10 protein-coding genes are annotated in these 13,585 nt (G+C 40.3%); 4 read left to right on the top strand and 6 right to left on the bottom strand.

The genetic code is table 11. The features are described from left to right. Positions 1–13: 13 nt before the first annotated feature. The 3 genes from ileS to murJ form a co-directional block, all read right to left on the bottom strand. The gene (gene ileS / locus Q0779_RS00875) at positions 14–2,836 is read right to left on the bottom strand and encodes an isoleucine--tRNA ligase (RefSeq protein WP_298768535.1); all 2,823 of its coding nucleotides are present in this window, start codon (positions 2,834–2,836) and stop codon (positions 14–16) included. A 32-nt stretch (positions 2,837–2,868) separates the two neighbouring features. Next, the gene (ribF, locus tag Q0779_RS00870) at positions 2,869–3,804 is read right to left on the bottom strand and encodes a bifunctional riboflavin kinase/FAD synthetase (protein WP_298768533.1); all 936 of its coding nucleotides are present in this window, start codon (positions 3,802–3,804) and stop codon (positions 2,869–2,871) included. A 242-nt stretch (positions 3,805–4,046) separates the two neighbouring features. Beyond that, positions 4,047–5,606: a murein biosynthesis integral membrane protein MurJ gene (murJ, locus tag Q0779_RS00865; protein WP_298768530.1), complete on the bottom strand. Its 1,560-nt coding sequence runs from the start codon at positions 5,604–5,606 to the stop codon at positions 4,047–4,049. A 248-nt stretch (positions 5,607–5,854) separates the two neighbouring features. Here murJ and rpsT point away from each other — a divergent pair, with 248 nt between their 5' ends. Continuing rightward, a complete protein-coding gene (rpsT, locus tag Q0779_RS00860; protein ID WP_298768527.1) occupies positions 5,855–6,121 on the top strand; it encodes a 30S ribosomal protein S20 in 267 nt (88 codons plus the stop codon). Between the two features lie 202 nt (positions 6,122–6,323). Here the strand turns inward: rpsT and Q0779_RS00855 are convergent, their stop codons facing one another. Next, positions 6,324–6,638, bottom strand: coding sequence for a metalloregulator ArsR/SmtB family transcription factor (locus tag Q0779_RS00855; RefSeq protein WP_298768524.1), 315 nt, complete (start codon positions 6,636–6,638; stop codon positions 6,324–6,326). A 136-nt stretch (positions 6,639–6,774) separates the two neighbouring features. Between Q0779_RS00855 and Q0779_RS00850 the strand changes: the two genes are divergently transcribed. Continuing rightward, positions 6,775–8,178, top strand: a complete 1,404-nt coding sequence (locus Q0779_RS00850) for a M20/M25/M40 family metallo-hydrolase (protein WP_298768522.1) — start codon at positions 6,775–6,777, stop codon at positions 8,176–8,178. 177 nt (positions 8,179–8,355) lie between these two features. Here Q0779_RS00850 and yaaA read toward each other — a convergent pair whose 3' ends face one another. After that, the gene (gene yaaA, locus Q0779_RS00845; RefSeq protein ID WP_298768520.1) at positions 8,356–9,129 is read right to left on the bottom strand and encodes a peroxide stress protein YaaA; all 774 of its coding nucleotides are present in this window, start codon (positions 9,127–9,129) and stop codon (positions 8,356–8,358) included. A gap of 144 nt (positions 9,130–9,273) precedes the next feature. Continuing rightward, positions 9,274–10,758 (bottom strand): sodium:alanine symporter family protein, encoded by a 1,485-nt coding sequence (locus Q0779_RS00840; protein ID WP_298768518.1) that lies wholly within the window; start codon positions 10,756–10,758, stop codon positions 9,274–9,276. Positions 10,759–11,242: 484 nt separating this feature from the next. On the opposite strand from Q0779_RS00840, the gene Q0779_RS00835 reads away from it, so the two are divergent. Together Q0779_RS00835 and tal are read left to right on the top strand one after the other, a co-directional pair. Beyond that, positions 11,243–12,346 (top strand): OmpA family protein, encoded by a 1,104-nt coding sequence (locus Q0779_RS00835; RefSeq protein ID WP_298768516.1) that lies wholly within the window; start codon positions 11,243–11,245, stop codon positions 12,344–12,346. A 277-nt stretch (positions 12,347–12,623) separates the two neighbouring features. Then, positions 12,624–13,580 (top strand): transaldolase, encoded by a 957-nt coding sequence (tal, locus tag Q0779_RS00830; protein WP_298768513.1) that lies wholly within the window; start codon positions 12,624–12,626, stop codon positions 13,578–13,580. Positions 13,581–13,585 lie beyond the last annotated feature (5 nt).

Raw genomic sequence — 13,585 nt, 5'->3', positions numbered from 1 at the left:
CGCGTTCCTTTATCTATGCAAATTGACGAATTTCACCGTCACCTTCAATATTTGTGACACAACGTGTACACAAACTGGGGTGTGATCCCACTTGACCTACATCTTCTCTATGATGCCAGCAACGTTCACACTTAGGAGCTTGGGTTTTATTCAAGCCTAATTTCAAGCTACTTAAATCCGTTTCAATGGCATTATCTGGCGCATCTTCTAGTGCACACAAAGTGGCTTCAGACGTCAACAACGCAAAACGCAATTCATCTCCCATCAGATTAAGCGTTGACTTAAGTTCAGGTTCAACATATAAGGTCACTTTTGCCTCTAATGCACCACCGATTTGCTTATCACGACGCGCTTGTTCAATCACCTTATTGACTTCACCACGTACTGCGAGTAATTGTTGCCAGAAATCATCACTTAAATCACTATCAATGGTGATGGACTTGAGGCCTTTGAACCATTCTTGGGTAAAGACGAATTGTTCACGTTCACCCGGTAAAAGTTGCCAAATTTCATCAGCAGTAAAGCTTAAAATAGGCGCAATCCAACGCACTAATGCTTCACTAATCAGATACAACGCAGACTGACAACTGCGGCGAGCATGACTGTCTTGCTTAGCCGTATATTGTCTGTCTTTGATAATATCAAGGTAAAAGCTACCAAGCTCAACAGAGCAGAACTGCATCAGCTTTTGAGTGACAACATGAAAATTATATTGCTCATAAGCTTCTAACAACTCTTCTTGCAACACTGCCGCACGTCGAACCACCCAACGATCCAGTGCGACCATATCTTCGATAGCCACACTATCGGTCACAGGATCAAAGCCATTGATATTAGCCAATAAGAAGCGAGCCGTATTACGAATACGCCGGTAAGCATCAGCGCTGCGCTTTAAGATCTCATCAGACACCGTCATTTCGCCACTGTAATCCGTTGCCGCAACCCATAAGCGTAAAATATCAGCACCCAGCTTATTGGTCACATGCTGAGGTGAGATCACATTACCAATGGATTTAGACATTTTGCGGCCTTTACCATCCACGGTAAAACCATGAGTGAGCACTTGCTTATAAGGGGCTTTTCCATTCATGGCCGTTGAAATCATCAAGGACGACATAAACCAACCACGATGTTGATCTGAGCCTTCTAAATATAAATCAATATCATGACCTTGAAATTCTGGACGAGAGGCCACCACAGATGAAAAGGTTGAGCCGGAGTCATACCATACATCCAAGGTATCGGTGACCTTACGGTATTGCTCTGCTTCATCCCCTAACAATTCTTTCGCGTCTAGATCCCACCAAGCTTGAATACCTTCTTGCTCAATACGATTAGCCACTCGCTCCATTAATGACACACTATCAGGATGCAGTTCTTCCGTTTCACGGTGTACAAATAGGGTGATAGGCGTGCCCCAAGTACGCTGACGAGAAATACACCAGTCAGGTCGGTTTTCAACCATTTTCTCTATACGGCTTTGGCCCCAATCAGGAAGCCATTGTGTTTGTTCTATTTCGCTTAAGGACTGTTTTCTTAACCCATTATTATCCATAGAGATAAACCATTGTGGTGTCGCTCTAAAAATAATCGGCGTTTTATGACGCCAGCAATGAGGATAACTGTGTGAAATATCAACATGGTTTAATAAGGCATGCTTTTCTGCTAGAAGCGCAATCACATTTTTATTCGCTTTAAACACATGCTGACCAGCAAAAATAGGAGTATCTGCTTTATATACACCGTTATCACCCACAGGGTTAGCCACTTCAAGGCCATATTGTTGTCCAACAACAAAATCGTCCTGACCATGACCTGGCGCGGTATGCACCACACCCGTTCCTGATTCAACGGTGACATGGTCGCCTAAAATAACCGGCACATCAAAATCATAAAAGGGATGATTAAATCTTAATAACTCTAAATCACAACCTTTGACTTGCCCTAAAATAGTATGTGAATCGGCGCCATAACGCTCAACACAAGATTCTGCTAAGTCTTGAGCTAATACTAAGGCTTGTTTCTCACCCGCTTTACTCATTTCGACTAACACATAATCAATGTTTGCCGCAACAGACAAAGCGCGGTTAGCGGGTAACGTCCAAGGCGTTGTAGTCCATATAACCATTGAAATACTTGACGCATAATCAGTCAAGTCAAATTTAGCCAATAGCGCTGCTTTATCAACAACTGAAAAAGCGACATCAATAGCCGGTGACATTTTATCTTCGTACTCAACTTCAGCCTCAGCCAATGCTGAACCACAATCAGTACACCAATGAACAGGTTTGACACCTTTGTGTAAGTGACCAGAGTCGATCACTTTTGATAATGAACGAACAATATTCGCCTCAGTGCTATAATCCATCGTTAAATACGGGTTTTGCCAGTCAGCAAACACCCCTAAACGAATGAAATCATCTCGCTGTCCATCCACTTGTTTTGCGGCATACTCACGACACTTTTGACGAAAATCACTGGCACTGATTTTATGCCCAGGTTTACCGACTTTTTGCTCAACCTTCAGCTCAATCGGTAATCCATGACAATCCCAACCTGGAATATAAGGTGCATCAAAGCCTGATAATGTCTTTGATTTAACAATGATATCTTTTAAGATTTTATTAACGGAATGTCCAATATGGATATCACCGTTCGCGTAGGGAGGGCCATCATGTAAAATAAAAGGTTTACAGCCAACACGACTATCACGGATCTGCTGGTACAGTCCATTTTCGGTCCAGGATTTCAACATTTCTGGCTCACGATTAGCCAAATTACCACGCATCGGAAAATCAGTTTCCGGCAAATTCAAAGTAGATTTATAGTCGCTCATTGATCCTACACCGTATTATTTGACTAATATTATTAGCCAGCATCATTGCCAAGCAAAGCTCTTGCTTTGTTAGCATCATTTTTAATTTGTTGTTTCAGCGCATCTAACGATTTAAATGGCTGTTCATCTCTAATTTTTGCCACCAGCTCCACCTTAACGGCTTTGCCATAAAGATCACCTGAGAAATCAAATAAGTGAACTTCTAATTGGCACTTTTGTCCCTTAATTGTTGGCCTAAATCCAACATTGGCAACCCCTTCGTAGACACCACTTCCTTGCCAATAAAACTTAACCGCAAAAACCCCTTTTACAGGGCTAACTTGTCGTTTCAATGCAATATTAGCTGTTGGGAATCCCAGCGTTCGCCCAATTTTATCGCCATGAAAGACTTTTCCACTGAGCACAAAAGGATGGCCTAATAACCGTCTTGCTTGCTCTAAGTTCCCTTTACTGAGTACATTTCTAATTTCTGTTGAACTTACTCGTTTATCAGCGAGCATAAAACTTTGTGTACTAACGACGGCAAAACCATTAGCTTCACCCGCTTGCTTTAACATCGAAAAGTTACCTTTTCTTTGACGGCCAAAGCAAAAATCATCACCCACAACCAGGTATTTGACTCCCAGTTTTCTGACTAACAATTCATCAATAAACTCACGAGCAGATAAAGTGGCAAACTGCGCATTAAAGTTCACACATAACAGCCTGTCTATTCCCAATTCATCGAGCAAAGCCAACTTATCACGTAATGAACTCAATCTAGCAGGGGCATTTTCACCATTAAATAACTCTTGTGGCTGAGGCTCAAACGTCATCAATGTGGCAGGCAAACCAAGGTGCCTTGCTTTTTTAACAAGTTGTGCAATCACTTCAGCATGGCCACGATGAACACCATCAAAATTCCCTATGGTGAGCACACAAGCATGATGCGCTGGTAAAATATTATGGATCCCGCGAATTAATTCCATTCTTATTATGATAAGCCTGTCTAAATGGGCGGATTATATACTATAGCCAAACGACTTGGAAATGTTGAATGCCGCCAACATTCAAACACTTCTCTTAATCACCAATTTTTACAACCAACTGACTCCATTTAAGGAATAAAATCTATTTCAATGTCTTAACATAAAAAAGGTTAATGTTTTATTATTCAATAAATAAGGCATTCCCCCTATTAAAAGAGTCCCCCTTATTTAATCAACTAAAATTAGTCAGCTGTTTTTAATCTCCACGGACGTATACCCAATATCAGCAAACAGACTAAATAACTCATGACACCTGCGGCAATTAACTCAACTAACATCAATCCCCGCTGATGTAACGACCAACTTAACCACACATCTTGACTCGGATCAAACTGATAGAGAACCCCGGCCATTACAGATGCTGCTAACAATATTTTGATAAAAAATATAACAGTTGTACGGCTAATTTTATAGACCTTTTGCCTGTATAAACCACGATATAACAAACTCGCGTTTAATAAAGCCGAAAGTGAAGTCGCAAGCGCAAGTCCCACATAACCGAAGGGATAAGCAAGCAATAAATTCAGTCCAATATTACTTATCATGGCAATAATGCCATAACGAACCGGCGTGCGTGTATCTTGCCTTGAATAATAACCCGGCGCTAAGACTTTAATCAGCATGAAACTGAGTAAACCACTGCCATAAGCCATTAAGCTATAAGACGCCATTTCAACATCTTCAAAGCTAAATGCTCCTCTCATAAATAGTACCATTAACATTGGCTTAGCTAATAAAATTAACCCAAACATTGCTGGAAGCCCTAACAGTAATATGGCTTTAATTCCCCATTCCATGGTATGAGTAAACCCTTTACCTTCATCATTAACGTGTTTTTTTGATAATGCGGGTAAAATCACTGTGGCTATCGCAATACCAAACAAGCCAAGTGGAAACTCAAGTAATCTATCTGAATAATAAAGCCAACTGATGGAACCTGTCATAAGAAAACTAGCGATAAAAGTATCAAACAACAAATTGATTTGTGAGACTGAGACACCAAACAGTGCCGGAAGCATTAACGTTCTAATTTTTACCACACCAGGATGATGCCAGCCCCATGATGGTTTAACCCATACACCTTCTCTCAATAAAAAAGGAATTTGAAACAAAAATTGAACCACACCACCAAAAAATACCCCCCAAGCTAACCCTATTTCAGGCTTCTCTAAATGAGGAGCAAAGTACAGTGCTGCAATAATAATCGCAATATTCAAAAATACTGGTGTAAAGGCCGACACAGCAAATCGGCCTCGCGTATTCAATATCGAGCCTGAAAGTGCGGTAAATGTAATAAACCATAAATAAGGAAAAGTAATTTTCAACATCATTGAGGCAAGTTCAAATTTTGCGCCATCAGGTTCATTATTAAGCCAAGCGTAAAACCAGCCACCGCCAAATAAAGCGGCTAAGATGGGTGAAGCTAAGACTCCGACTAAGGTCACTAAAGTGACTAAGCCTCCTAACGTCCCCGCCACTTTGGCCAGTAACTCTTTGGTTTCTTCAGGCGTATTTTTCTCTTGATATTGAGTTAAAACAGGCACAAAAGCCTGAGCAAAAGCACCTTCAGCAAATAGGCGACGCAAAAAATTGGGAATTTTATTGGCAAAGAAAAAAACATCTGCACTGCTACCGGCTCCCATTAAGTTCGCAATAACAACATCTCTGACTAAACCTAATACCCTAGAGATCAATGTCATAGAACTCACAATCATACCCGATCTAATTAGTTTCCTACTCAAATAATCCCCCTAAAGTTAGCAAAAACACGACAACATCACATAAATAGTCGAGCTTACCTCTGTTGCCTGACAGCAATAGCTGCTAGAATTGCGCACCATATTACACGAGTTAGGCCGAAGATAGCCAAAGTCGATTGGATTATTTTGTGTTTAAGACACAGATTCAATCATTGTCATTGACAAAATGACGAAAACAAGGCATATTCCTCGACCTTAAAAATATCAAACCCAGTTTTAGGAGTTGCACCTTGGCTAATAGCAAGTCTGCAAAGAAGCGCGCGCTTCAGTCTGAAAAGCGTCGTAAGCATAATGCTAGCCGTCGCTCTATGTTACGTTCTTACGTAAAAAAAGTTATCGCTGCAATTAATACCGGCGATCACAAAGCGGCTACAGAAGCATTTATTGCGGCTCAACCTATCGTTGACCGTTTAGCGACAAAAGGCCTTATTCACAAGAATAAAGCTGCACGTCATAAAGCACGTTTGAATGCAAAAATCAAAGCACTTGCTGCTTAATTTTTAGCTTCATATGATGTAAAAAAAACCGGCTTATGCCGGTTTTTTTAATGTCATTTTCAACGTCCATGCTATAGATGTGCCGAAATGGTTAAATCAAAAGAGCCTTTGATATTTAAGCGTCAATATCGCTAGTTGCTATATCAACTTTATCTATCACGCTCAAGATAGCGCTTTCAATTCTAAATCATGCTCAATATGCTTAAGCAGCAGTACATGTCTCTTGTGCATAAATCGTATTCAATACTTGTATGATCTCACTCACCTCTTCACTGTTCAGTGAGTAATAAACCGTTTGTGCTACTTTACGAGTTGTCACTAAGTTATCTTTACGAAGCCATGCTAAATGCTGAGACAGTGCCGATTGGCTTAACCCCAACTTTTTATTCATGTCGCTGACACACATTTCACCTTCATTGAGCAAATAGCACAAAATAAAAAGACGACTTTCATTCGCTAACGCTTTTAACAATACAACAGCATTATCTGCTCTTTGTTGCATTAATTTAATATTCATGACTAGCACATTCTCCTAAAACAAACATTAACCCTTAATATAACCTGAATGTAAAAATATAGTCGCGACACAACGCACACTTTTTGCTAAATTGTTCAAAAAATGGATGTGAACAATAAAAACATAAAGGGCTTTCATGAAAAAACAGCACATAAAAAAATGCATTCCACTAATTTTATTAGTTTTAATAGGTTGCCAGAGCCATTCTCCTCAAAATAAACAACAAGAAAAAGACATAACAAAAATAAAACAAAAGGCATCAGAGTCTACTTTAGCCTATGAATTAGTTGAATCACTCACTGTTGAAGTGGGCCCTAGGCTCGCAGGCAGCGATAAAGATTTGCTCGCCGTAAAGTGGGCGGAAAAAACATTCACGAGATTAGGCTTTGATAAGGTCTATAAGGAAGCGGTGCAAGTTCCCGTTTGGCATAGAGGAACGGCCAGTGCTAACGTCATTGCCCCATTTCAACAGCCTCTTGTGATCACAGCCTTAGGTGGAAGCGTAGGCACACCAGAAATGGGGATACAAGCCAACATTATTCGCTTGGATAACTTAGATGCATTAAAAGCAGCTTCTGCTGCCCAAGTGAAAAATAAAATCGTGTTTATTGATCATAAAACACGCAAAACCAAAACAGGTGCAGGTTATGGAGAAACGGTTGCAGGTCGCTCCCAAGGCGCAATGATTGCAGCAGAAAAAGGCGCTGTCGCCATACTTATCCGCTCGATTGGAACTGATAGCGACCGAATGGCCCACACAGGCATAATGAAGTATCATGACACCATCAAAAAAATACCTGCTGCTGCGATGTCCAATCCAGATGCCGATCTGATTAATGCGATGCTCAAACGGTCATCTGATATTACTCTCAACCTCAAGATGTCATCGTCAAGACAAGGTTTCACGCAATCTTATAATGTCATCGCGGAAGTCACTGGGCACTCGAAACCACAAGAAATCGTGCTCATCAGTGCACATTTAGATTCTTGGGACGAAGGCACTGGGGCACTTGATGATGGAGCAGGTGTAGGCATTGTCACTGCAGCAGCAAAACTCATACAAGATCTCCCTAAAAAACCCGCTAGGACTATAAGAGTTGTATTATTCGCAGCTGAAGAAATAGGGATCATAGGTGCAAAAGCCTACCTTAAGGCCCATGAAAAGGAGCTAGATAACCATTATATTGCCGCAGAATCCGATTTTGGTGCAGGCTTCATCTATCAACTGGATCTCAATGTCAATCAAGATGTTTTCAATGAACTTCATCACACACTATTACCCATCACATCCAATAATATTACTCTGGGAAATAATAATGCCTACGGTGGACCCGATATCTCTATTTTTCCCAATAAAGGGATCCCTGTTGCTTCCTTGAGACAAAATGGTTTAGATTACTTCGACTATCATCACACTCCCAATGATACACTTGACAAAATCAACCCTAAAAAATTACAGCAGAATGTTGCTGCATACGCACTCTTTGCCTATCTGATGGCGCAGTCAAACAGTGAGCTAAGGCCTATAAAAAATAAATAAAATATGATATCTGTGCTCCGTCAATCTGCAATATTCAGCGGAGTGAAAAGGGTGCGAAACCAAAAGGACTTGTCATGCTACGTCGATGGAAAATCAACCAGTCAAAACGCAAAAAAGCAGCATAATGCTGCTTTTTTATTGAAAAGAATCAAAGAGGTTTATTCATTTCAAAATGTATTATTGCTCCTCTCTCAAAAAGACAGGGCTTTCCATGCTCGACTCAGCTTCACTGTAATAATAGCCTGCCTTATCAAACTTGATTAATGCGTCCGACGTTGTTATATCGTTATCTATGATGTAACGCGCCATCAACCCTCTGGCTTTTTTAGCATAAAAGCTGATCACTTTATATTGACCATTTTTGCGATCTTTAAAAATAGGCGTAATGAGTTTTGCTGTTAATTTCTTGGGCTTAACAGCTTTAAAGTACTCATTCGAGGCTAAATTAACAAGGTATTCACTTTTCGCTTGTGCTAATGCTTTATTAATCTCATCTGTTATAATCTCTCCCCAAAACTGATATAAATTACTTCCCCTCGTATTTTCAAGACGTGTGCCCATTTCTAAACGATAAGCTTTCATCAAATCAAGCGGCCTTAAAAGTCCATAGAGTCCCGATAAAATCAGTAACTTATTCTGGGCAGCCTTAAACCCTTCATCACTTAGAGAATCTGCATCCAGTCCGGTATACACATCACCACGGAAAGCAAGAATGGCCTGCTTAGCATTATCAAGATTAAAATCACTGCTCCAGCTATTAAAGCGTGCCACATTTAACCCCGCGATTTTATCACTCACCTTCATTAAACTAGCAATATCAGTGGGACTTAATTCACGACAAATTTGAATTAACTTTTCACTTTCTTTTACAAGTTCAGGATATGAATATTCCTTCGTTATTGTGGGGGTATCAAAATCCAGCGTTTTCGCAGGAGAAATCAAAATCAACATAAAACACCTTAGCCATTATTCACTCATGGACACATCATACTCGCCATAAACAAAAAATCCACGTATTAAATGCGAGGATTTTTAGATTGCTCTAATAGGTTTTAGGGCTGAAGAAAATACATGCAATATGGGTCAACTTTACTTTCAAGTATGTGTCTTTTTGCCTTTTAAAAATGGGTCTTCAACACTTTTTTCATTAGCGGCTTGTTCTGAATCAACAACCCAAGCATTTTCTTTATGACGCATGAGTTCTGGAAAATCTTTATAATTGAAACTCGGTAACTTACCCGACTTTAACTGATGGGAATAATCTTGGATCACACGAACGGTTAATCCCGACAATAAGAGTAATGCTATAATATTCACCGTGGCCATTAACCCCATTGATACATCGGCAAGCGCCCAGACTAGGCCTACTTTTGCAAGGGAGCCAAACATCACCATGCCAAGGACTATTAGTCTAAAAAAAGGTAAAATGCCTTCTTTATGCCCAGTCAAAAACAACACATTGGTTTCTGCATAAGAATAATTAGCAATAATCGAGGTAAAACAAAAAAACAAAATCGTAAAAGCAATAAAAGCGCCGCCTTCTTGTCCGACATGACCCGTTAATGCATCAATGGTCATACGAATGCCATCACCATCACTATCGATATCACCAGTGAGTAAAATAATCGCCGCTGTCGCAGTACAAATAACTATCGTATCGACAAAAACGCCTATCATTTGTACAAACCCTTGTGATGCAGGATGATTGGGATAAGGCGCTGCACTTCCTGCAATATTCGCAGCACTTCCCATCCCCGCCTCGTTAGAAAATAAACCTCTCGCAATACCTGATTGCATGGCTTGTGCCACACTATAAGCAACACCACCAGCCACCACTTCTTGTAAACCAAATGCACTCTTTACCACTAACATTAATGCACCGGGTACCTTTTCAATGTTAGTCACAACCACAATGGCAGCAACAGTAATATAAGCAAGAGCCATAAAAGGAACCAATAACTCGGAGACACGCGCGACTTTACGTAATCCCCCCATGATCACCGATCCTGAAAATATCACTAATATTAATCCAACATCTGCAGGAGAAAAGCCGAACACTTGAGTCATGGCCGCGGTAATGGTATTGGCTTGAACGGCATTAAAAACCAAACCAAAAGCAATAATTAAAAAAATGGAAAATAATATACCCATCCAACGCTGTCCTAAGCCTTTCTCCATATAATAAGCAGGACCGCCTCGAAACTGACCATTTTCATCACGCACTTTATAAATTTGTGCCAATGTTGATTCAATCATAGCAGTGGCCATACCTAGCAGTGCAATCAGCCACATCCAAAAGATAGCACCGGGCCCACCGGCTCCAATGGCAACAGCGACACCAGCCATATTACCGGCACCAACACGAGCAGCCATGCTAGTACAGAAAACTTGGAAAGAAGATAAACCGCCCTCGGTCACCATTTTTCGGCTATTTAACAAGGTTATAATGGCATGTTTAAAATGGGTAATTTGAATAAAACCTAAACGCAGAGTAAAAAACAATCCCGCTCCGACTAACCCATAAACGAGTATTTTCCCCCACAGTAATGCATTCAGAAAATCAACGATCATTTCAAACATATTTCAGTTTACCCTCATAACCAACAAAGCCATTAACGTATCTCGCTATCAGCTGTCATCTAACATGACTCAGCCAGAACAACAAAAACGAAGCTCACTTAATGGCATTTACTCATTACAGCTTAGAATAATTAAGGCTAGAAAGTAACATAAAGAAAACGCTTTATCATCAAACTTCAAACAAGTGAGGTATAATCAATCATTAAGACTATTTTCCCTTTCTATTCGAATAAAATATACAAGCAATTGTTATTCAAGATAATAAAATCAGTTTCTATTATTTTACTCTCAATTAAGAAACCAGTATTTTTCATTTCACCGCAAATAAACTCAAAAAATATCTCCATTAAATTGGCAATAACCTCATTTGCGACAGATACTAATGCTTGTTAGCCCGTTGTTAAAGGAACTCCACTTGTTACGCTAACAGTGTTTTATATTGACGTCAGTGGAGGAGTTTTTATTATAAAACATAAGGATTTTAATGATGAACAACACACTTAAAGCTGTATTGCTTACATCAATACTGCCTTTTGCTGCACATGCAGATGATGGTATGACACCTTGGTATATTGGTGCTGGCATCGGTATCAATGACTATGAACCCCAATGCGATATGAAAACAATGGCCTCTTGTGGGGAAGACGATCCCTATGCATGGGATGTTTTTGCAGGGTTCTTATTCAATGAATATGTCGGAATTGAAGTCGGCTATAGGGATCTGGGTCGCTCAGAATTTACTGATTATTCAGGAAACCTAAACGATGTCGGGGTTCATGGCGTGACTGCAGGTTTTGTCGGTATTTTGCCATTAGGAGAACGGTGGAGCTTTAATGCCGAAGTCGGTGCAATGCATTACCTTTGGTACAACAATCAAAATTACGGTAGCGATTATTATAGCGCTACAGATTTTGCTCCTTATTTCGGTGCAGGTTTCGGTTTTAATGTCACCGAAAACTTCAAGTTCGAAATGAAATACCGTCGTTATCAGGATCTAAACGATACCGAATACAATACTTATGACATGGAAAGTAATTACTGGGGACTGCAACTCAGTTATCGTTTTGGCCATAAAGCCAAAGAAGAAATGGTTGTCGTCATCTTTGATTCCGATGCTGACGGTGTACCCGATGACATAGATCAATGCCCTAATACTCCACCTAATGAGCAAGTGGACGCTTACGGTTGTACCATCTATGAAGACAAAATATTCAAATTTGAGATAGGGGCTGAATTTGATAATAACTCTGCCGTTGTAAAAGAAGCGGCCATGCCGGATATTAAAAAAGTTGCCGACTTTATGATTGAATACCCTGATAGCATGGTTGAGGTCTCAGGCTATGCCTCCAATGTTGGTGCGCCGGACTATAACATGGCACTTTCACAACGTCGCGCAGATGCAGTAGCCAATATACTCACTAAACGCTTTGGTATTGAAAAATCCCGCGTCACCTCTAAAGGTTATGGTATAACCAAACCTCTTATTCCTGGGCGATCTGCTGCAGCGAATAAAGCCAACCGCCGAATAGAAGCGCAAGTGACAGGCGTAGAGCAGGTGCCACTCATGCGTATGGAAGCCATAGAATAAATCACAACTGGTATTAGCTGTACTAAAATAAAGCCCGTGTTCACTTCAAACACGGGCTTTTTTTAATGAACCTTGTATTTGACTCAATTAAATGGCCAAACATGTAAAAAATTGACTATTAACGAAATATAATAGTCAGTTTTCGAATATTTAATGATATTTTACAACTTTTCTGTAATTTTTTTTCATTTAGAGTTGGATTATAGGGTAAAATCGCTTTTAATACGCTATTGCACTCATCATATTTACGCTGCCACCTGAGAAGGATGTAATTTTTATGGCTAATACATTAGAACAATTCAAATCCATTACGACTATCGTTGCTGACACTGGCGATATTGAGGCCATTAAACGTTATCAACCCGAAGATGCCACCACTAATCCGTCGCTTATTTTAAAAGCGGCACAAATTCCTGAATATGCTGGTCTCATAGACAATGCTATTACATGGGCAAAACAACAAAGTGACGATGTAAGCCAGCAAGTAGAAGATGCTGGAGATAAGTTGGCTGTTAATATTGGCCTTGAGATCCTCAAACTGGTTCCCGGTCGTATTTCAACCGAAGTTGATGCCAGATTGTCTTTCGATAAAGATGCTTCTATCGCAAAAGCCCATAAACTGATTAAACTTTATCAAGAAGCAGGCATTGATAAGTCACGCATATTGATTAAATTAGCCTCTACATGGGAAGGGATCTGCGCTGCTAAAGAACTAGAGCAAGCAGGGATTAACTGTAATCTAACCTTACTGTTTAGCTTCGCACAAGCCAAAGCATGTGCAGAAGCCGGTGTCTATCTAATTTCTCCCTTTGTCGGCCGTATTCTTGACTGGTATAAAAAAGAAACTGGTACAGATTATCCTGCCGCCGAAGATCCAGGGGTTGTATCAGTAACAGAAATTTATAATTATTATAAAAAGCATGGCTTCAATACCGTCGTTATGGGCGCAAGCTTTCGTAATACAGGTGAAATTATTGAACTGGCAGGCTGCGATCGTCTTACCATTGGCCCTGGGCTATTGGAAGAGCTTGCCAATACAGACCAAGTCATTGAACGTAAGTTATTACCTGCAACATCAACACAAGCGCCAGAAGCTCCTCTCACTGAAGCTCAATTTCGTTGGGAATTTAATGAAGACCCAATGGCCGTTGAAAAGCTTGCAGAAGGTATTCGCAATTTTGCGATTGATCAGGGCAAACTTGAAACTATGCTTAAAGCCAAATTGGCCTCTTAGGTTGG

The sequence above is a fragment of the uncultured Shewanella sp. genome, from assembly GCF_947491715.1.
Lineage (GTDB): Bacteria > Pseudomonadota > Gammaproteobacteria > Enterobacterales > Shewanellaceae > Shewanella.
The sequence above is the reverse complement of the archived record's forward strand: the minus strand, read 5'-3'. Positions and strand labels throughout refer to the sequence as shown.